At 66.6% G+C, this 20,630-nt stretch carries 18 protein-coding genes; 7 read left to right on the top strand and 11 right to left on the bottom strand.

Annotated features, from left to right (window positions below; genetic code table 11):
* Positions 1-20 precede the first annotated feature (20 nt).
* Together ACERIM_RS10465 and ACERIM_RS10460 are read left to right on the top strand one after the other, a co-directional pair.
* Positions 21-1,241: an acyl-CoA dehydrogenase family protein gene (locus ACERIM_RS10465; protein WP_373632488.1), complete on the top strand. Its 1,221-nt coding sequence runs from the start codon at positions 21-23 to the stop codon at positions 1,239-1,241.
* A 135-nt stretch (positions 1,242-1,376) separates the two neighbouring features.
* Positions 1,377-2,813: an amidase gene (locus ACERIM_RS10460; RefSeq protein WP_373632487.1), complete on the top strand. Its 1,437-nt coding sequence runs from the start codon at positions 1,377-1,379 to the stop codon at positions 2,811-2,813.
* A 34-nt stretch (positions 2,814-2,847) separates the two neighbouring features.
* Here the strand turns inward: ACERIM_RS10460 and ACERIM_RS10455 are convergent, their stop codons facing one another.
* On the bottom strand, positions 2,848-3,633 hold the full coding sequence (locus tag ACERIM_RS10455) for an SDR family NAD(P)-dependent oxidoreductase (protein WP_006649856.1): 786 nt from the start codon (positions 3,631-3,633) through the stop codon (positions 2,848-2,850).
* 161 nt (positions 3,634-3,794) lie between these two features.
* Here ACERIM_RS10455 and ACERIM_RS10450 point away from each other — a divergent pair, with 161 nt between their 5' ends.
* From ACERIM_RS10450 to ACERIM_RS10435, 4 genes are all read left to right on the top strand, one after another.
* On the top strand, positions 3,795-4,943 hold the full coding sequence (locus ACERIM_RS10450) for a thiolase family protein (RefSeq protein ID WP_049905777.1): 1,149 nt from the start codon (positions 3,795-3,797) through the stop codon (positions 4,941-4,943).
* A 136-nt stretch (positions 4,944-5,079) separates the two neighbouring features.
* Positions 5,080-6,330, top strand: a complete 1,251-nt coding sequence (locus ACERIM_RS10445) for an acyl-CoA dehydrogenase family protein (protein ID WP_373632485.1) — start codon at positions 5,080-5,082, stop codon at positions 6,328-6,330.
* Between the two features lie 203 nt (positions 6,331-6,533).
* Entirely contained in the window at positions 6,534-6,815 is a 282-nt protein-coding gene (locus ACERIM_RS10440) for a hypothetical protein (RefSeq protein ID WP_006182789.1), read from the top strand.
* A 74-nt stretch (positions 6,816-6,889) separates the two neighbouring features.
* Positions 6,890-7,465 (top strand): RDD family protein, encoded by a 576-nt coding sequence (locus ACERIM_RS10435; protein ID WP_373632484.1) that lies wholly within the window; start codon positions 6,890-6,892, stop codon positions 7,463-7,465.
* A gap of 6 nt (positions 7,466-7,471) precedes the next feature.
* Here the strand turns inward: ACERIM_RS10435 and ACERIM_RS10430 are convergent, their stop codons facing one another.
* The 8 genes from ACERIM_RS10430 to ACERIM_RS10395 form a co-directional block, all read right to left on the bottom strand.
* On the bottom strand, positions 7,472-8,557 hold the full coding sequence (locus tag ACERIM_RS10430) for an ABC transporter ATP-binding protein (protein ID WP_006182791.1): 1,086 nt from the start codon (positions 8,555-8,557) through the stop codon (positions 7,472-7,474).
* A gap of 44 nt (positions 8,558-8,601) precedes the next feature.
* Positions 8,602-9,474 carry a carbohydrate ABC transporter permease gene (locus ACERIM_RS10425; protein ID WP_006649852.1) on the bottom strand — a complete coding sequence of 291 codons (873 nt, stop codon included), beginning with the start codon at positions 9,472-9,474 and terminating at the stop codon, positions 8,602-8,604.
* Positions 9,471-10,424, bottom strand: a complete 954-nt coding sequence (locus tag ACERIM_RS10420) for a carbohydrate ABC transporter permease (RefSeq protein WP_006649851.1) — start codon at positions 10,422-10,424, stop codon at positions 9,471-9,473. The genes ACERIM_RS10425 and ACERIM_RS10420 overlap by 4 nt, the downstream gene beginning before the upstream one ends.
* Positions 10,425-10,528: 104 nt before the next feature.
* Entirely contained in the window at positions 10,529-11,947 is a 1,419-nt protein-coding gene (locus ACERIM_RS10415) for an ABC transporter substrate-binding protein (RefSeq protein ID WP_373632481.1), read from the bottom strand.
* 223 nt (positions 11,948-12,170) lie between these two features.
* Positions 12,171-13,715 carry a molybdopterin-dependent oxidoreductase gene (locus ACERIM_RS10410; protein WP_373632479.1) on the bottom strand — a complete coding sequence of 515 codons (1,545 nt, stop codon included), beginning with the start codon at positions 13,713-13,715 and terminating at the stop codon, positions 12,171-12,173.
* A gap of 90 nt (positions 13,716-13,805) precedes the next feature.
* Positions 13,806-15,101, bottom strand: coding sequence for an MFS transporter (locus tag ACERIM_RS10405; protein ID WP_373632477.1), 1,296 nt, complete (start codon positions 15,099-15,101; stop codon positions 13,806-13,808).
* 42 nt (positions 15,102-15,143) lie between these two features.
* Positions 15,144-16,721 (bottom strand): class I adenylate-forming enzyme family protein, encoded by a 1,578-nt coding sequence (locus ACERIM_RS10400; protein ID WP_373632475.1) that lies wholly within the window; start codon positions 16,719-16,721, stop codon positions 15,144-15,146.
* Positions 16,722-16,861: 140 nt separating this feature from the next.
* Positions 16,862-17,635, bottom strand: coding sequence for an SDR family NAD(P)-dependent oxidoreductase (locus ACERIM_RS10395; protein ID WP_006649846.1), 774 nt, complete (start codon positions 17,633-17,635; stop codon positions 16,862-16,864).
* Between the two features lie 264 nt (positions 17,636-17,899).
* Here ACERIM_RS10395 and ACERIM_RS10390 point away from each other — a divergent pair, with 264 nt between their 5' ends.
* Positions 17,900-18,919: a MaoC family dehydratase N-terminal domain-containing protein gene (locus tag ACERIM_RS10390; RefSeq protein ID WP_373632472.1), complete on the top strand. Its 1,020-nt coding sequence runs from the start codon at positions 17,900-17,902 to the stop codon at positions 18,917-18,919.
* 19 nt (positions 18,920-18,938) lie between these two features.
* Here the strand turns inward: ACERIM_RS10390 and ACERIM_RS10385 are convergent, their stop codons facing one another.
* On the bottom strand, positions 18,939-19,364 hold the full coding sequence (locus ACERIM_RS10385; protein WP_373632470.1) for a Zn-ribbon domain-containing OB-fold protein: 426 nt from the start codon (positions 19,362-19,364) through the stop codon (positions 18,939-18,941).
* Positions 19,361-20,509 (bottom strand): acetyl-CoA acetyltransferase, encoded by a 1,149-nt coding sequence (locus ACERIM_RS10380; RefSeq protein ID WP_373632468.1) that lies wholly within the window; start codon positions 20,507-20,509, stop codon positions 19,361-19,363. The genes ACERIM_RS10385 and ACERIM_RS10380 overlap by 4 nt, the downstream gene beginning before the upstream one ends.
* Between the last annotated feature and the right edge of the window lie 121 nt (positions 20,510-20,630).

Below are 20,630 nucleotides of genomic sequence, written 5' to 3'. Positions count from 1 at the left end.
CGATCCCATCGATATTTCACATGGTAGCAAACATCACAGACGGCGTGAGTTTCGACACCGACGACGAGACCGAACTGATCCTCGAGAGCATCGACGAGTTCATCGAGCGGGAGGTCGAGCCGATCGTCGAGGAGTTGGGCGACACCTACACCAACCCCCGAAAGGGCCACCACGAGAACGGCCGGTGGACCGACGAGTTGCTCGCGGCCCGCGAGGAGATCAGGCGGAAGTCGGCCGAGGCGGGGTTCTACGCGATGAACCTGCCCGAGGACGCGGGCGGCGACGGCATCTCACCGGTCACCTGGTATCGGGCGAAGAAACGCCTCGCCAGCCACGGCGGCGGCCTCGAGCGGTACGTCCTCGCCGGCCCCGAGGGACCGAAGCCACTGCTGTTACAGGCCGAGGGCGACCAACGCGAGAAATATCTCGAGCCCGTGGTCCGCGGCGAGAAGTCGACGGCGTTCGGCCAGACAGAGCCCGGCGTGGGATCGGATTCGCCGAATATGGAAACCACCGCGGAGAGAGACGGCGACGAGTGGCTCATCAACGGGCGCAAGCAGTGGATCACCAACGCGCCCTACGCCGACTTCGTCCAACTCTTCGCCCGGACCACGCCACAGGAAGAGGTCGGTCGCTACGGCGGTATCACCTGCTTCATCGTCGAGGAAGACGAGTACGAGATCGGGTCGTACAACAACGCCGTCGGCGCGGAGGGGTCACAGGCCGAAATCGTTCTCGACGGCGTTCGCGTCCCCGAGGACCGCGTCCTCGGCGAAGTCGACGAGGCCTTCTACGCCGCGATGGAGTTCCTCTCGCTCGGGCGACTCGAGCTGGGTGCCGAAGCCGTGGGGTACAGCGAGTACCTGCTCGAAGAGGCCGGCGAGTACGTCACTGAGCGCGAGGCCTTCGGCGAGCCGATCGGGAACTTCCAGCAGGTCTCCGCGAAGCTCGCGAAGGGGAAGGCGAAGACCTACGCGGCCGACGCGGCGGGACTGAAACTTGCCTGGAAGATGGCCCAGAACGAGCGGACGATCATGGACTCGTCGGTGCTGAAGTGGTTCGCCACGAACGTCCTTTGGGAAGTCGCCGATGCGGCGGTGCAGGTCAACGGCGCAAACGGGCTGGCCGAGGAGAGCCCCTACATGGATCTGGTCCACCAGGCGCGGATCCTGCGGATCGTCGAGGGAACCGACGAGATCCAGCTCAACACGATCGCGAAGACGATGGGCATCACGGAGTAACTGCCTTCCACTGCTCCGCTCGAGGGGATGGCCCCGCTCGCTCGTTGAGGAGGGGGGTTCGCGTCCCAGCTCGCGGTCGCAACTGCGGTTCGCCGAGACGAACGCTTTTCACTCGGTACGGTTATGACTCGCATCATGGTAACGGAACCCACAGACCGGACTGCCGCCGGACTCGCGCGGGCGATCCGCGACGGCGAGTTCTCGCCGACCGCGGTCGTCGACGCGGTCCTCGAGCGAATACACGAACGAAACGAGCGGACGAACGCCTTCGTGACGGTGACCGACGACCTCGCCCGCGAGATGGCCGCGGACGCGGAGCGGGCGATCGACGAGGGCGAGCCGCTCGGGCCGCTGCACGGTGTCCCCGTCGCGATCAAAGACCTCGACGACGTCGAAGGAGTCCGAACGACCGCCGGCTCCCTGCTCTTCGAGGACCGCGTCGCCGAGTCGGACTCGCCGTTCGTCGCCCGGTTGAAGGCGGCGGGCGCGATCGTCGTCGGCAAGACCAACACGCCCGAGTTCGGGCTCGGGACGACCACCGACAACCGCGTCGTCGGGCCGACGGGGACGCCGTTCGACCCCGACCGCGTCTCGGGGGGCTCCTCCGGCGGGGCCGGCGCGGCGCTTGCCGACCGGCTCGTCCCGCTCGCACCCGGCTCCGACGCCGGCGGATCGGTTCGCGTTCCGGCGAGTTTCTGCGGCGTCTACGGGCTCAAGCCCACGCAGGGCGTGATCCCGAACGTCAGTCGACCGAACGGGTTCGCGAGCCACACCCCTTTCTCCACGAACGGGCCGCTGGCTCGCACCGTCGAGGACGCAGCGCTCTCGCTGGACGTGATGGCCGGCGCCCACCCGCGGGACCCGTTCTCGATCCCGAAGAGGGGCGAGTACCGCGCCGCGGTCGACCGGCCGATCGACGAGATGGAGATCGCCTTCAGTCCCGATATGGGGGTCTATCCCGTCGATCCCGCCGTGCGAGAGGTCCTCGAGGACGCCGTCTCGGCGCTCGAGCGCGCCGGCGCAACGGTCGATCGGGTCGATCCGGACCTGGGACACGACAACGAGGAGATACTGGAGGCCTATTACACCATGGCGACCGTGCGGTGGGGGTCGCTGCTCGAGAACCTCCGGGCGGAGGGGTTCGACCCGCTGGGCGAGGACCGCGACCGCCTACGGCCGTATCTCGTCGAACTGATCGTCGACGCCGAGGAGCCGACGACGCGGGAGTACAAGCGCGCTGACGTGGTCCGGACCCACGTTCTCGACGGGCTGGTCGACCTGTTCGACGAATACGACCTCCTCGTGACGGCGACGGCGGGGACGATGCCGTTCCCCCACGACGAGGAACCGGAAGAGATCGACGGCGTCGAGATCGAACCGTATCGGGGCTGGGTCCTCACCCAGCCGTTCAACCTCACCGGCCAGCCGGCGGCCTCGGTCCCGGCCGGCCTCGTCGACGGGCTCCCCGTCGGGATGCAAATCGCGGGGCAGCGACACGACGACGACGCGGTCATCGCGGCCAGCGCCGCCGTCGAACGACAGCGGCCGTGGCACGACGCGTATCCCGAGTAGGAGAGAACTGTCCGCAGTCGGTTCGTGGTCGCCGTCAGAAGCTAAAGAGGTCGATCCCACCCGTGACGCCGATCACCTGCCCGGTCACGTAGCTCGCCTGTTCCGAGCAGAGGTACGTGACCATGTTGGCGACATCCTCCTCGGTCCCGAGGTGGCGCATCGGCGTCGCGTCGGCGATGCGCGCGTAGTACTCGTCGACGTTCTCCCGGAGTTCGTCGGGATCCATGTCGGCCCAGTCGCCGACGACGATGTTTGGCGCGATGACGTTCGAGGTGACCCCCGACTGGGCCCCCTCGAGCGCCATCGTCCGGCCGACGCCGATCATGGCGGCCTTCGTCGCGGAGTAGGAAAACTGGCCGAAACCGCCGTACCAGCCGGCCATCGAGGACATGTTGACGATCCGGCCCCAGCCGCGTTCGCACATCCGCGGGAACAGTTCCTTGCTGATGTTGTAGGTGCCGGTGAGGTTGATCTCGACGTCGCGGTCCCAGACATCGTCGTCGTAGTCGCCGACGCGCGAGCGGGCGTCGACCATCGCGGCGTTGTTCACGAGGACGTCTACGCCACCGAACGCGTCGCGGACCTCGGCCATCGAGTCGGCGACGTCCGCGCGGTCGGTCAGATCGCACTCGAGGGCCATCGCCTCGCCGCCCCCGGCGGTCTCGTTGATTGCCGCGGCGGTCTCCCCTGCGCCGTCGGCGTCCACGTCGAGGACGACGACGTCCGCGCCTTCCTCGGCGAGCAGTCGACAGTCTGCGCTTCCGATGCGTCCGGCCCCGCCGGTGACGACGGCGGTCCGGTCCTGTAGTCCGAAATCCATCGCCCGAGCGAATACTACACGATCTGATTTAATCGTTGTGGAGGGGTAGCACTCGTCATGCCGGCCGACGATCCTGAGTACCCCGAAAAGAGTCCAGCACGGTCGATCACGAATATATGCACAACTTCTATGACGGATCGCGGAATACTCAAGTCCACGTCATGAACTCCGCAGTCATCGTCGACGCCGTCCGAACGCCGTTCGGGAAACGCGACGGGTCGTTCAGCGACACGCACCCGCAGGACCTGGCCGCCGAACCGCTCGAGGCCCTGCGCGAGCGCAACGGGTTCGAGCCGGAGACGATCGAGGACGTCATCTACGGCTGTGTCACGCCCGTCGACGAACAGGGGCTGAACATCGGGCGGCTCGCGCCGATGGTCGCCGGCTGGGGCGATGTCGTCCCCGGCGTTCAGTTGAACCGGATGTGCGGATCGGGTCAGCAGGCCGCGAACTTCGCCGCCGCGAACGTCATGGCCGGCCAGCACGACGTCCTCATCGCCGGCGGGGTCGAACACATGACCCGCGTGCCGATGGGGTCGGACGGCGACGCACCGACTGACACGTACTTCGAGTATTTCGACGAACTGACCACGCAGGGCGAAGGGGCCGAACGCATCGCCGAGAACTACGGCCTCACGCGCTCGGAACTCGACGAGATCGCCGCCGACTCCCAACGGCGCTGGAAGCGGGCCTGGGACGAGGGCCGCTACGACGACCAGATCACGCCCGTCGAGACCGAACTCGACGGCGAGGAGATCGTCGTCGAACAGGACGAACACCCGCGGCCGGGCACGGACGAGGAAACGCTCGCCGAACTCCCGCTGTCGTTCCGCGAAGAAGGCGAGGGCGTTCACCACCCCGGCAACTCCTCGGGGATCGTCGACGGCTCCTGTGCGCTACTGATCACCAGCGAGGCGGCCGCCGAAGAACACGGCTGGGAGCCGATGGCCCGCATCGTCCAGACCGAGGTCGTCGGCGTCGACCCCGTCACGATGCTTCGCGGCCCCATCCCGGCGACCGAGAACGTCCTCGAGAAAGCCGACATGGGCGTCGGTGATATCGATCTCTTCGAGGTCAACGAGGCCTTCGCCTCGGTCGTCGCGGCCTGGCTCGAGGAGACCGGCGCGTCCTGGGAGGACGTCAACGTCAACGGCGGGGCGATCGCCCACGGCCACCCGCTGGGCGCGACCGGCGCGATGTTGCTGACCAAACTGGCCCACGAACTCGAGCGCACCGGCCAGGACACCGCGCTCTCGACGATGTGTATCGGCTTCGGCCAGGGCGTCGCGACAATCCTCGAACGGGTCTGAGCGGACGACCGCCGTCGGGAGCCGAATGGAAGCGGGCATCGCTTCGGAACGCGTAGTCGATTCGCCACCCGTTCGTTGCCAATGTATGCGTTTCTTTACCTATAGCTTTACAATGCTGTATGCGGTTATGGGTGATATGGAGTACCACGACTCCGAGAAAGCAAAAGAGGTTGCGGGCCGCGTAGAGGACTTCATGGACGAAGTCGTCATTCCACGCGAGCGAGAGGCACTCGCGACGGGTGAGACGATCTCCATGGACGAGATCCACGAGATGTGGGAGATGGCCAAGGAGCGCGACCTGTTCGCGCCCCAGGTCCCCGAGGAGTACGGCGGGCAGGGACTGGACTTCAGCGACATGCTGCCGTCGTTCGAGCAGGTCGGCCGCTCGCTGATCGGCGCGATCGCGATCCGGGCCAACGCGCCCCAGGAAGGGAACATGCACACCCTCGAGATGGTCGGCACGGACGAGCAGAAAGAGGAGTACCTGCGCCCGCTCGTCCAGGGCGAGATCTCCACTGCCTTCGCGATGACCGAGCCCAAGGTGGGTGCCGGCTCTGACCCGAAGATGCTCCAGAGTACCGCCGTCAAGGACGGCGACGAGTGGGTCATCAACGGGCACAAGTGGTGGACCTCGGACGGGCTGGGTGCGGACTACTATCTGACGATGGTCCGGACCGATCTGGACGCCCATCCCTACGAGGGTGCCTCGATCATTCTCGTGCCGCGTGACGCCGACGGCGTCGAGGTCGTCCGCAACGTCGATCACCTGGGCGGCCACGGGATCACCGAGCGCGAGGGCGGGCACGCCGAGATGAAGTTCGACAACGTCCGCGTCCCCGTCGAGAACACCCTCGGCGAGGAAGGCGACGGGTTCCGCATCGCCCAGATGCGCCTCGGCGGCGGTCGGCTCACCCACTGCATGCGCTACTCCGGAATGGCACAGCGCTCGCTCGAGATCGCGAAGGCCTACCTTCAGGAACGGGAGGCCTTCGGCTCGAAACTCGAGGACAAGCAGGCGCTGCGCCACCGCATCGCCGACGCCGAAACCCGCCTGCACGCCGCACGAACGATGGTTCGCCACGCCGCGCGCGAACTCGATCGCAGCGACGCACGCATCGAGGTCGCGATGTCGAAGATGTTCACCGCGAACGTCACCAACGATACGATCGACCTCGCGCTGCAGTGTTGTGGCGGCAACGGGATCGGGAAGGACATCCCGATCGCACACTTCTACGAGAACGTCCGCGCGTTCCGCATCGTCGACGGGGCCGACGAGGTCCACCGTCGCTCGATCGCCCGCTGGGCGTTCGAGGACGTCGACGAGACCGAGATCGAGAACACCCTCCAGTTCGACGAGGGCCTGCGACACGACGAACTCAAGGAGTAACGCTCGCCTCGAGTCCCCGGCCTCGCCGCCGGGTTCCACGTGCCCCATCGTCGCCGACTCGACGGCTGTCGCCGTCGGCCGGTTTTGTCGGGGCAGATTGCCATTGCCGAGCCGCTGGCCTGTCTGCCCGTGTAACCCCGTCGGCGAAATCGTGTCACCTGTACCCATAGATATTTACTTCTCGGAAGGAATGCCAACACCATATGAGTGGAGATACCACATCACGCAAATCCGATAGCGCGGGGCTCGAGAACATCCGCAAGGCGTCGGATGCGGTCGAGAAGTCCACGGCGGGGATCGCCGTCGAGAAAACGATCGAACGCTGGCGGACGCTCGGTGCCATCGTCGTGCTGGCGATCACTAGCGTCTTGCTGTACCAGATCGACGGCTACCTCTCGATCGACTCGCAGGTGTTCGGCGGCATCACGCTCGCTCTTTTCGCCTACTTCCTCGTGACGCTGCGAACGGACATCCGGATGGAGTAACGCCGTCGGACGACGGCAGCTATTTCCCGTCCGCTACTGAATGACTCCCGCATGAACGCCGAGGCGGTCGCACCGTGATCGACTGGACGCTGGACGGGTTCCTCCCGACCCGGCGACAACCGGCCCCAAGAGTCGAAACTGCGGCCGACCGAGACGTGCTGTTCGCCCGCGTGGCAGCGGCGGCGATCGACCTGTTTCTCTGTTACGTCCTGCTCGAGTTCCCGCTGATCTACGCCGCGAGCGTGGTCCTCAGCGGGCCCTACGAGGCGCTGGGTGGGTACGTCGTCTTCCTGTCGCTGGTCGCGCTCTTGCCGCTCTATGTTACCTACTCCTTCGTCTGTGAGTGGCGCTACGGGCGGACGCCGGGGAAAGTCAACCGCGGCCTGCTGGTCGTCATGGCCGACGGTCGCGAGTGTACGCTCCGGGCAAGCGCCGTCCGAAACCTCTGTCGGTACGTCGATCTCCTCGGCGTCCCGCCGCTGGTACTCGGGCTCGTCTCGGCGCTGGTGGCCGACGGCCGACGCGTCGGCGATCTCGCCGCCGGCACGATCGTCGTTCGCTCGACGGCACCGGCGGATCTCGAGACGGCGGTCGCTGCCGACACGGAGACGAGCGCGGCCGCTCGAGCGAGCCGCGACGAAAAGAACTGACCGGAATCAGGCGATCCGTACGCCGGAGTCGTTGTCGTACAGCTGGATGTAGTCGTCCTCGAAGACGAGGCCGTACTCCCCACCGTTGCCCTCGAAGTCGGGATCGGTGACGACGACGATCTCGCCGAACTCGGTGTCGAAGAAGCTGTGGGTCGCATCGCCCAGCGGCTCGTCGAGCAGGTGCGTCGCCGGGATACCGGCGTCAGGATCGTCGCTGACCCGGATGTACTGTGGCCGGAGGCCGACGCGGACGTCCTCGCCGGCCCAGCCCTCGAGACCGTCGCGGGCGAGGGCGTACTCGTAGCCACCGACGTCGAGTTCGGCGGTCCCGTTGACCGCGCCGACGTTGCCCTCGAAGAACTGCGTCGACGGCTGGCCGATGAACTGGCTGACGAACTGCGAGGCCGGCTCGTCGTAGACCTCCTTCGGTGGAGCGACCTGTGCCAGTTCGCCGTCGTTGATCACGGCGACGCGGTCGGACATGGTCATCGCCTCCTCCTGGTCGTGGGTCACGTACAGCGTCGGACAGCCGATTTCGTCGGTCACCTTCTCGATGACCGGCCGCAGTTCGGCCTTGAGTTTCGCGTCCAGGTCCGACATCGGCTCGTCGAACAGGAAAATCTCCGGGTCCCGCACGAGCGATCGCCCGAGTGCGACGCGCTGTTGCTGGCCGCCCGAGAGATCCGCGGGCATCTTCTTTAACTGGTCCGTGATCTGGAGCAACTCGGCGGCCTCCTCGACGCGGGCCATGCGTTCCTCCCGGGAGAAGCCGGAGATCTTGAGCCCGTAGGCCATGTTCTCCTGAACGCTCATGTGGGGGTAGAGCGCGATGTCCTGGAACAGCAACGCGATGTTGCGTTCCTGAACCGGCTTCTGTGTTACGTCACGGTCGCCGAATTTGATCGTCCCGCTGGTCGGCTTGTTCAGCCCCGCGACACAGCGTAGGGTCGTGGTCTTGCCACAGCCCGAGGGGCCGACCAGCGTCACGAACTCGCCGTCCTCGATGGTGAGGTCGACGTCGTCGACGGCGACGATGCTGTTACCCGATTCGTTGTACACTTTCGTCAGGTTCCGGATCTCGATGTCTGGCATATGTTGGTATGTCTCGTGGTGTTAGTTGTAAAGGTGATGCACGCTCAGAGGGCTCTGACCTGGAACCCCTTCAGCAGGTAGCTCTGCATGAAGTAGGCAAACAGCAGCGGCGGCAGCGTCATGGCCAGCGAGATCGCCATCAGGTAGGCCTGCGGCAGGAACTGTGCCTGCCCCATCGCTCGGAGGATACCGGGCGCGAACGTCGTGGTATCGGTCTGGGGCAGGAGGATCTGCGCGAACGTGAAGTCGTTCCACGCGAGCGCGAAGGCAAACAGCGCCGCGGCGATGATCGCCGGTCGGCACTGCGGCACGACGACGTCACGAAAGCCCCGCCACCGCGATGCGCCGTCGACCCACGCGGCTTCCTCGTGGGCCTCCGGGATCGTCATGATGTACTTCCACATCAGCCAGACCGCGAAGGGCATCGAGATCGCCGACAGGGCGATGATGAGCCCGAAGCGGGTCCCGAGCAGGCCGATGTTCTGCCAGATCTGGTAGAGCGGGATCCCGATGACGATCGGGCTGAAGAGGTAGCCGATCAGGAGGATCCGTGCGAAGTTCTCCTTTTGCGGGAAGTCCAGTCGCGCGAGGCCGTAGCCGGCGATCAGCGAGACGAGGACGACCGTCACGATGGTCCCGATAGCCACCACGACCGTGTTGAACATGTAGGTGTACATCTCCGGTTCGGTCAGGACGTTGAAGTTGTCCAGCGTGAAGATGTCCGGCGTGGGGAAGACGGTGACTGTGTCTTCGACCGTCTCGTACTCGGTAAAGGCCAACTGGGTCATCCAGTAGATCGGCCAGGCACCGACGAGGACGATGATCGCGGTGCTGACGACTTTCAGTGATTCGATAACACGCGTCTCGCGGTCGTATGAGAGGCCGAAGACGCCTCCCGGTGGTTCGCTTTGGCTCATGTCGTCGTCTCAACCTCCTCGCTGGGGTTGAAGAGTTTGAAGTAGATGATCGCCGACGCTAGCAGGAACAGGAACATGACTACGGCGATCGCGTTGGCGAGGCCGTAGGCCTGGTCCGTGTACACGGTCTTGTAGGCCAGCACGGGCAGCGTCGTCGTGGCGTTACCGGGGCCACCCTCAGTGAGCTGCCAGATGATGTCGAACTTGTTGAACATGAAGACCGAACGGAGCAGGACGACGACCGTCACGATCCCCATGAGACGCGGCAGCGTGATGTCGCGGAACATCTGCCAGCGGTTCGCGCCACAGACCTTCGCCGCCTCGTAGAACCGATCGGGAATCGCGCGCAACTGTGCGAGCGTGAAGATGGTGACGAAGACGGCGAACTTCCAGGTCCCGACGAGGATCAGCAGCCGCATCGCCCAGTCGCGCGAGCCCAGCGGGGCCTCCCGTCCGCCCCATAGGCCGAGCCACTCAGCGCCGATCATCTGGAAGACGCCGCCGGCCGGATCGAACACCCGCAGCGCCACCAGCGAGACGATGATCGTCGGGATCAGGTAGGCCGTAAAGACCACCGCAGTGAGCAGTTTCTGCCCGCGGGTGATGCGGTTCAGCACCAGCGCCATCCAGAGCCCGACGGCGAGCTGGAGGAGGGTACTGCCGACCATGTAGACGATCCCCCGCCACAGCGAGCCCCAGAACGTGGAGATGTTCAGGACCTCCCGGTAGTTCGCGAGGCCGGCCCACTGCCACTCCGGATTGAGCGTGTGGATCTCGTGTAACGATGCCCAGAACGCGAACGCGACTGGCAACACCGCGATGAGCAAGTACAGGACGACGACTGGAAGCACGGTCCCGATTCCCGCGACCGTCTCCCGCTTTACCGGCAGGTCGTCCCACGGAATGTACGCCCTGCCAGGCCGTATCGATTCTCCGGTTTCACTGGCCATATCTAGATTTCCTCTGCGTGCATGTATGTTAATCTCACGGTTGGCTATAAACGATTCCCTCCGGCGCTCACACGGCCGAAAGAGGGTCGGCCGTCCGGCGCCGATTATCCGAACGTGTCCTGTGCCTCTGCGAAGGCGTCCTCGAGTTCCCCGTACCCCCAGTCGTAGGCCTCCTGTGGCGTCATCGAGTCGGTGACCACTCGGTTGATCATCTCGCCGTAGAACCACTGCCGTTGCATGTACAGTGACACCGGCGAGGAGGTGTTTGCCGCATCGACGCTGCCGTAGTGGTTGCCCCAGATCTCGTCCTGGACGTACTGGAGTTTCTCGAGCAAGTGGCCGTGATTCTCGAAGATGTCCTGGTTCTGGAACGCGTCCGATTCCAGCACGTCGGAGTAGGTCGGCAGGAACCGACCGGGGTCCGTCTCGTAGAAGCTCACGGTGCGCTCCATGCTATCGGCGTAGAGCCACTCGAACCACTCCTTGGCGTCGCCCGGCCGCTCGGAGTTCGCGAAGATGTGGTAGCCGTCAGGGGCCGGCGAGGACAGCCAGTTCTCGCTCGGATCGACGCCGTCCTGCATCGGGTACGGGATGATCTCGGTGTTCTCGGCGACCGAACGCAGCCCGTCGCTGTCGTTGGCCTCGGCAGCCTGTGCGGTGACGCCGACCGGCCACGCGTTGAGGTGATAACACTGGGCGTATTCGCCCTGTACCCAGCTGCTGAGCGAGCTGGCCCAGCCGATATTGGTCGGATCCGGCGAGTACTGTGAGAGTTCGTCCACGTACTCCAGTACCTCGACCACCGTGTCTTCGGGCCACCAGATCTCGAGTTCGTCGCGGGCGTCCGAGTCCTTCCAGCGGAGACCGATACCGGAGATGCCCGCGCTCGCGAGCAGGACGAGCATTTCGTCCTGGCTCTTGCCGGTCTTGGCCCCGGCCAGCCCGTAGCCGCGCATGCCCTCGAGATCGCCGCCGGCGTTGTCGATCACCTCGGCGTTCTCGAGGACATCGCTGAACGTCTCCGGTTCGTCAAGGCCGAGTTCCTCGTAGACGTCGGCCCGGTATTGGAAGTTCGAGACGTACACGCCGTGGGGGATCTGGTAGATGTCGTCTCCCTCACCGAGGAACGCACCGCCGGCATTCAGTTCCCCGTTTACCTCCTCGATCGACGAGACGACGTCGTTGACGGTCTCGAGCTGGTCCGTCTCCCAGATGTCGGCCACCTGGTCGAACGTGGACGTGTTCGCTTCCGGTGGATTGCCCGCCTGAATCAGCTGTGAGAGCCGCGACTCCTGACTCCCCGACATCCCTGCTTCCTCGACCGAGACGGGGATGTCGGTCTCGTCCTCGAACTGGGGCTCGAGGTCTTCCCAGACCGATTGCCACGCGTCGTTGTAGTAGTCCGTCAGGAATTGGACGTCGTCGTCACCGCCACCGCCACCGAGACAACCGGCCATTGCCCCCGCGAGTCCTACACCTGCACCCGTAAGCACCCGTCGCCTGTTGATGGAATCCCGTGTCATTGGTTCACAATCACTCTTGTCCACTGCTAACATCCTGCTACTCCCATATAAACGTTCATGTTTTTTCCACCAGTTTACTCGGAGGATTCACCCGAAGCGCCTCCGTTAGCCGTCCTGACGGAGAATTATCATAATATCGCGTATAGGTATGAAACGGGGACGCGGACAGGTCACGGGGGCGGGCGGCCGACGGTCAGGCGGGGAAACACCCGGTCATGGCCGGTCATTGCGGGCCGACGGTTTCGGACACCCAGCCGGTCGCGCCGTCCGGCTTCGGGCCGTCCTCCTCGGGGATCTGGAGGTTCCCGTCCCCGTCGCGGGCCCGGACGATCACCTCGTGGCGCCCGCCGGCGCCGTACTCGTGTCGCCACTGCCGCCAGACGTCGTCGCCGGGCAGGGGCTCGGAGAGGTCGGCCTCGGTCCAGGTGTCGCCGCCGTCGGTCGACACCTCGACGGCCTCGATCCCCCTGGTGCCGGCGTAGGCGTGCCCGGCGACCTCGTACCGGGCGCCGTCGAAGCGATTGACCTGCCAGAGCTTGGCGACCGTCTCGACCGGCCCGGTGCCGTGCCAGCCGCGGTGTTCCCAGTAGCCCATGGTGTCCTCGTCCCGGACCTCGATCTCGGTCAACCACTTCACGTTGATCTCGCCCCAGTGGCCCGGCACGAGCGCGCGCAACGGTGCCCCGTGTGCCCGGGGCAGCGGCCGCCCGTTCATCCGATAGGCCAACAGCCCCGGCCACAGCGCGTCGATCGGGAACTCGTTGTAGTAGTCGTCGGCACCGTGCAGGATGACACGATCGCCCTCGGGACCCGCCGCCTCGAGCAGGTCGGCGACGGGCACGCCGCTCCAGAGGGCGGTGTCCATCTGACGGCCGTTGAGTCGATCGCCGACACACCGCAGCGTGACGAAGCGGTCTTCCAGCGCCATCGCCTCGATGTCGGCGAAGTCGTACTCCTGCTCCTCGGCGACCGCCCCCGTGATCGAAAGCGACCACTCGTCGCGATCGACGGCGGGGTCGACGTTGCCGATGTCGACCTGATAGAAGTCCGTACTGACGAGCGGCTCGAGGCCCTCGACTGCGAGCGATTGCTCTTTCGCGCGCGTCAGCGATTCCCGGACCGCGGGGCGGGCGTCCTCGGGGATCTCGAGGGGCGAGGGGAACGACTCCTCGCCAGTACCGTGGACGAAGACGGCGAGCGCGCTCACGCCGATCGCCGTCCCGAGGGAGCCGAGAACGCGTCGCCGCTCGAGCGAGCCGAGTGGGCGATCCGTGCCGGCGGCGAGGACGGTCGCCACGGCGGCCACGAGCAGGACGATCCCCGCGCCGGCGGCGGTGCCAAGCGCCGACGGCCGGGACCGCGTGAGTCCGAACGCGAGCGCCGACGGCAGGGCCTGCCCGAGGAGGACGCCGACGACGGCTTTCCCACGTCCCCGGTCCAGTAGCCCGGCGGCGGGACCGCGTCCCAGCAGGAGCGCCACCCCGGGGAGGGCGGCCAGTCCGAACGCGAGACAGGCCACCGCGATGGCCAGCAGAAACGCCAGCTGATGCCCGAGCGTCCCGAGTTGCGTGATCGCGAAGGTGATGAGCGCGTCGGGGCTGAGCGCGACGACGAGTCGGTCGAACGGCGTCACGACGAACGCCGGCCGTCGGCCGACGGCCAGATACGACCCCGCGACGGCAGCCAGTCCCGCAGCGAGCGCCACCGCGACCGCGGGCAGCCACGGTCGCACCCGGACGACCGCACTCCGTACGCGTGAACCCACCATGGTAACATCTAGCAATACTCCTGCCCGAACATGAAAGCTTCGCGCACGTGAGTAGGGACGGGCGGTTACGGGTCCGAGCCCCCGGCGTCGTCAGTCCGCTTTCACGCCCGCCCGCGAGACTTCGGGGTTGCGCAGCAGCGGGAGCGAGACGATCGTCAGGCAACTGAACACGAGCGCCGCACAGAGGACGTAGGTCAGCTGGTAGCCGAACCAGAGGTCCACCGCGGGGATGGCGACAAGGGGGCCGAGACTGAGCCCGACGTCGCCCATCACCTGATAGACGCCGCCCATCCGGCCGAGTTCGTCGCCGGGGGTGAGATCGCCCATGATCGCCAGCAATGCGGGCGCGGCCGCCCCCATCCCCGCGCCGACGAGGACGATCGCCCCGAGCAGCGCCTCGATGGTGGGCACGTAGGCGATCACCAGAAAGCCCGCCCCCATCGCGAGAAACGCCGGCACTGTCAGCAGCGTCCGATCGCTGACCATGTCCGAGATCCAGCCGGTCACGATCGTCATGGATCCCGAGGTGATCACGCCCAGTCCCATCACGATCCCGCTGATGCCGGCCGCGCCCAGCGCCGACAGCTCGAGGCCGTAGTCGCTGGCGTAGCGGGCCAGCGTCGAGAGGATGATCCCGCCCCAGAGAAAGCGGACGGCGAAGTTGCCGTAGCCGATCAGGACGACGGTCGGGTTGGCCGCGAGCAAGGCGGGGACCTCCCGGAGCTTGGCGGAACGACCCTCGTCGGCACCGCCGTGAACGTCGGGGAGGACGAGCGTCGCGACGGTGCCGGCGACCAGCGCGAGGACGCCCGCCGTGAGGAAGGCGGTCTGCATGCTGGCAAGGTCGGTCAACAGACCGCCGAGGACGAGCCCGGTCGGGAAGCCGAGCGACTGCCCGCCCCGCATGTAGCCGACCCAGCGGCCGCGGTTGTCCGCGGTCGTCACGTAGGTGATGGTCGCGAACGCGCCGATGAAGACGAACGCGCTGCCGATCCCCCAGAACAGCCGCGCCAGCACGAAGACCAGCCCCGGCAGCGACACGTCGCCAAGCAGGGGGAGCGTCCCGAGGTGGGTCGGCGGCGTCTTGAGCCCGACGACGTAGCCGAAGGGGGCAAGCGCCTGCGTGAACAGCCCGAAGATCATCGGCGTCCGCGCGCCGTACTGGTCGATGATCGTCCCCGCCGGCGTGTTCATGAACAGCCGTCCGATCCGGTTCGCCGAGAGGATGATGCTCAACATGACCGCGGAGATGACGAGTTTCTCGTCGAGCAACGGCAGCGTCGGGAACGCGACCCCGGTCGCGACGCCGCCGAAGAAAACCCCCGCGATAACCGCGAGCGCGATCGTCCGGATCTCCCCCGTCGAGTAAGTGGCCTCCTCAGACATGGTGGCAGTGGTCGACGACTCGAGCGCGCACGGGTATCCGTCTCACGATTCGAGCCCGCGTTCGTCGGCAATCTCGTCGCGCAACTTCGTCTTGCGGATCTTTCCGCTGCCGGTCTTGGGGAGTTCCGAGCGCACCTCGACGATGCGGGGGTGTTTGTAGGGTGCGAGTTCGTCGAGGACGTACGACTCGACGTCCTCGGCGGAGATCTCGGCTCCCTCGGCGGGCGTGATCGCGGCGGCGACGGTCTCGCCCCGGCGCTCGTCGGGGAGACCGAAGACCGCGGCTTCGTGGATTTCGGGATGGTCGTACAGCAGGTCCTCTATCTCGCGTGGATAGACGTTGTAGCCGCCGGTCAGGATCATCTCCTTCTCGCGGCCCTTGATGTAGTAGTAGTTGTCCTCGTCGCGGGTCCCGATGTCGCCGGTCCGGAAGAAGCCGTCCTCGGTGAAGACCGCCTCGTTCGCTTCGGGGTTCTTGTAGTAGCCTTTCATCACCTGCGAGCCGGCGATGAGTATCTCGCCTTCCTCGCCGGGCTCGACCTCCTCGCCGTCCTCGTCGACGACCTTCGAGCGCGTGTGGCCGACCGGCTGGCCGACGCTGCCGGGCCGGTTGCCGAGCGACGACCACCGGATCGTGTGGCTCGTCGCGGTCGTCTCGGTCAGCCCGTACCCCTCGGTGAGGGGCACGTCGAGTGCCTCCTCGAACCCCTCGCGGGTCGGCTGCGGGAGCTTGTCGCCGCCCTGTCCCGCTCGGACGAGCGTCGACAGGTCGTACTCGTCGGGATCGTAGGCCTCGAGCAAGTCGACGAACATCGCGGCGACGCCGACGAAGGCCGGAATGTCGTGTTCGTCGAGTTTCTCGAGGACGAGTTCGGGGTCCCACTGATCTGGCCGCAGCAGGTGCAGCGTCCGGCCGGCACACAGCGAGGACATCATGCCGACCATCCCCGTGATGTGGTACATCGGCAGGACGATGATGCCGTCGCCCTTGATCGGGCCGGCGCTGTAGCTCGAGACGGCCTGAGCGATCTGGACCCGGAAGTTGCGGTGGGTCAGCAGGACACCCTTCGGCTTCCCGGTCGTTCCCGAGGTGTAGGGCTGGAGGAGGACGTCCTCGTCCTCGCGGTCGACGACCGCCGCCTCGGTATCGGTACCCAGTTCAGGCAGGGAGGGGTGGTCGCTGCCGGCCGTCGCGCTGACGATGTCGGTCTCGAGGTCGGCGACGGCCTCGCGGACGTACTCGTCGGCCGACCCCTCCACGAGGACCGCCTCGGCGTCGGCATGGTCGAGCTGGTATTCGATCTCGCGGCGGCGGTACTCGGGGTTCAGCGGGCTGGCGATGATCCCAGCGTGACAGCAGGCCCAGACGACGGTACAGAAGTCGATGCCATTGGGCATGTAGACGCCGACGCGGTCGCCGGCCGCGAGGCCGAGTTCCCGCAGACCGTCGGCAAAGCGCGCGACGCGGTCGCCGAACTCACGGTAGGTGATGGTCTCGCCAGCGTGTTCGATCGCGATCGTGTCGGGATGCTCCGCGACCGCTCGCTCGAGGAGGTTGGCGACGTTGCCGTCGTAGGGCGACTCCATGAGCGTCTCCGCGGAGACGATATCGAGCTCCATGTTGGCCCTGATTTGTCGTTCGACCTGAAAAGTATATGGGTACTGGTAACACGGTTCGTGTTTCGGCCGCGTCTCGCGCGGTCGGGCGTCGGCTCCGAGGCCACCGTGAACTCGAGTCGGGCGCTCGCGGCGACGCGTCGTTACTCGCCGAGGCGAGGGATGCCCTTGATCTCGATGGTTTCGCCGACCATGTACGATGAGGCGGGGCTGGCGAGGAACTGCGCGAGGTCGGCGACTTCCTCGGGTTTGCCGATGGTCCGGTCGGGGCTGGTGCGGGCGATTTCGTCGGCGTCGTCCTCGACCCCCATCTGGGTACGGACGCCCTCCGTAGCGACGAGTCCGGGTGCGATGCAGTTGACCCAGATCCCGTCCTCGGCCCAGTCGGCCGCCGACGATGTGGTGAAGTTGACGACGCCGGCCTTGGCCGCGCCGTAGTGGCTCATCGTCTTCGAGCCGCGGGTCCCCGCGACGCTGGCGAAGTTGACGATCCGGCCGCCGCCGTTGTCGCGCATGTACTCGACGGCCAGTTGCGAGCAGTGGAAGGTGCCGTGGAGGTTGATGTCGACGATGGTCTTCCAGCCGTTCTCGCTGATCTCCGAGGGCGGGGCCTGGAAGCTCGCCCCCGCGTTGTTGATCAGGATGTCGAGCCCGCCGAACGTCTCGACTGTCTCGTCGATCAGGTCGCCGACCGCGTCGCGGTCGGTCACGTCGCACTCGATCGCGATCGCCTCGCCCGGCCGCTCGCTCTCGTTGATGGCGTCGGCCACCGGCTGGACGTTATCGATGTCCCGCGAGGTGACGACCACGTTCGCGCCGTCGTCGGCGAATCGCTCGACGATGGTTTTCCCGATCCCGCTCGAGGAACCGGTGACGATCGCGGTCTCCCCGTCGACGCTGAACTGGTCGACCGTCATTGGTCGCCCTCCACGATGTGCGTTCGTTCTACTGACCGGTCTCCATACCCGAGTGTGACAGTCACTGCCATGAGCGTGTCCGTGTTCATCGACCGCCGGTATAAGCTATTCGACCGGTCCCCACGAAGGGCGTCCGAGAGGGGTACTGTTATGTCAGTCGTCCGCAAACCATGGCGGCAATGAAACGCGGCAACCGCACCGAGGCGCGACGCGACGCGACGATCGACCAGCCCGCGACGACCGGAGGAGCCACGGAGGGCCACGATGCCGAATAGACCGATCGAGGAACTCGAGGCGATGGTCGGCGACACCACGGTCACGGCCGAGGCGTTCCGGATCGAGCCGGGCAAAGTCGAGGAGTTCGCGCGGGCGATCACCGCCGAGGATCCCGTCTTCCGCGACGAGTCGGTCGCCGCCGAGCGGGGCCACGATCGCGTTCCCGCGCCGCTGACCTACTCGCAGGTCGCCCGCTTCCCGCGATACACCCCCGCCGACGTCGACGGCAAGGGCTTCGACCTCGCCTTCCAGCCGGAGTACGTCATCCACGGCGAGCAGGCCCACGAGTACGAACGCCCCGTCTACGTCGGCGACGTTCTCGAGGGGACGACAACCCTCGCCGACGTCTTCCAGCGCGAAGGGGGACGAGCGGGGACGATGACCTTCGCCGTCCTCGAGACCGAGTACCGAACCCCGGAGGGCGAACTCGTCCTGACCGACCGCTCGACGGCGATCGAAACGGAGGGCGCGATCGACGACGGCGACGAGGGCGCGGCCGAAGGCGACGCCGAGAGCGACGGCGAGCCGGCCGAGCCCGACGGCGGCACCGCCGAAGCGGACCCCACGACGCCCTCGCCGACCGTCGACGAGTTCGAGCGCGTCCGGACGGTCGACGGCCTCGAGCCCGGCGACGCCGGCCCGACGGTCGTCGTCAAGGACCTCGAGCGCCAGCACTTCGTCAAATACGCCGGGGCAAGCGGCGACTTCAACCCGATCCACTACGACGAACCGTACGCGACCGGGGCGGGCAACGAGAGCGTCTTCGGCCAGGGGATGTTCACCGCCGGCGTCACCTCGCGGGTCGTCGCCAACTGGTTCGATCTGCGGGACGTGACGAGCTTCGGCGTCCGGTTCCAGTCGCGGGTCTTCCCCGGCGACACCGTCGTCGCGAGCGGCTCGGTCGCCGAGGTCGACCCCGATGCCGGCACGGTCGAGGCGGCACTCGAGGCCCGGACGACCGAGGGCGAGACGCTGCTGGCCGGGACGGCGACGGCCGACCTCGAATAAAAAAGACGCGTTCGAACTCTTACTCCGGTACGAACACCGGGATCGCGGCCTCGTCGGAAACCTGCCAGAACGCCACCCCGACGGCCGCGCCGATCTCGAGGTCGTCGGGATCGGCGTCGAGCAGGGCGAGCAGGCGTGGTCCCTCGGCGAGGTCGATCGCGCCGACGACGTAGGGCGTCCGCTCGCCGAAGCCGGGTTCGCCGGGGACGTGGCAGACGGTGTAGGTATAGATCGTCCCGACGCCCTCGCTGTCGGCGAACGGCGGGTCCTCGGCCCCGCAGGCGGTACAGACCGCCCGTGGGTACAGCTGGCGGTGACCGCACTCGCAGTCCTGATAGCGCAGTTCGCCCTCAAGCGTGCCCGCCCAGAAGGGGGCCGTCGCGCCGCTCGGGACCGGTACCGGCCCCTCCCACTCCTCGCGGCGGTCCTCGACGCGTCCTGTCATGATTCCCTCCGGAGGACGACGGTGCTACTCGAGGAGAGTAAGCCGCCGGTACCGTGAGCGACGGCGACCTCGGCGTCGTCGACCTGGCGGTCGCCCTCGTAGTCGCCCCGGAGTTGGCGCGCGGCCTCGATGAGGACGAAAACCCCGAAGTGACCGGGGTGACAGTACGACAGGCCGCCGCCCTGCGTGTTCATCGGTAGTTCGCCGCCCGGCGCGGTGGTGCCGCCCGAGACGAACTCGCCGCCTTCGCCCTTCTCGCAGAAGCCCAGGTCCTCGAGGGTCACGAGGGCGGTGTAGGTAAACGAGTCGTAAATCTCGGCGACGTCGACGTCGTCGTGGGTAATACCGGCTTGGTCGAACGCCTTCGGGCCGGTCACCGCGGCCCCGGTGGTCGTCATGTCGGGCATCTCGCTGATGTCCTGACGGTGAGTACTCGTCGAGGCGACGCCCGCGACGGCGATCTCCGGGACGCCCAGTTCCGCGGCCTTCTCCTCGCTGACGAGGACGACCGCGCCCCCGCCGTCCGAGACGAGACAGCAGTCCAGCAGGTTGAACGGCTCGGCGATCTCCCGGGACTCGAGGACGTCGTCGACGGTGATCGGCTCGCGCTGGGCGGCCTTGGGGTTCATCGACGCCCACTCACGGGTCGCGACGGCGATTTCGGCGAGCTGTTCCTCGGTGGTGCCGTACTCGTGCATGTGCCGGCGCGCGGCCATCGCGTAGGCACCCGGCGGGCGGAAGAGACCGGTCGGCCGGACGAAGCCGTCGATCGGGTGGGTCTCCTCGAGCGACTGGTTCCTGCCGGGGCCGGTCTTGCTCGTCGAGCCGTAGGCGACGACCACCACGTCGGCCTCGTCGCGGGCCATCGCGTCGCGGACGTGGCCACAGAAGTGTTCGAACGACGAGCCGCCGATCTCGGTCCCCTCGAGAAACGAGGGGTCGTCGAGGTCGAGGTACTCGGACAGTACCAGTGCGGGCATGTAGTCGTTGCCGCCCGCGACCGCGACGCCGTCGACCTCCGCTAGCTGGCAGCCGGCGTCCTCGAGGGCGCGCACTGTCGCGATCGCGGCGTTGTCCAGCCAGTTCCGGTCGGGCGTCTCGCCGAGGTCGCTCTCGGCGACGCCCGCGAGAATCGGTTCAGCCACGGGTGTCCCTCCGTCGTACCGGTCGTATCATCGTCTCCCGATATCTCGACCGAACGCAAATAAGTTGTGGTAGGGGATACCACAGGACGTGGGCCATCGGGTCACACAGCAGTGGGACCCC

Origin of the sequence: Natrinema sp. H-ect1 (assembly GCF_041821105.1) — an archaeon.
Taxonomy (GTDB): domain Archaea; phylum Halobacteriota; class Halobacteria; order Halobacteriales; family Natrialbaceae; genus Natrinema; species Natrinema thermotolerans.
The sequence above is the reverse complement of the archived record's forward strand: the minus strand, read 5'-3'. Positions and strand labels throughout refer to the sequence as shown.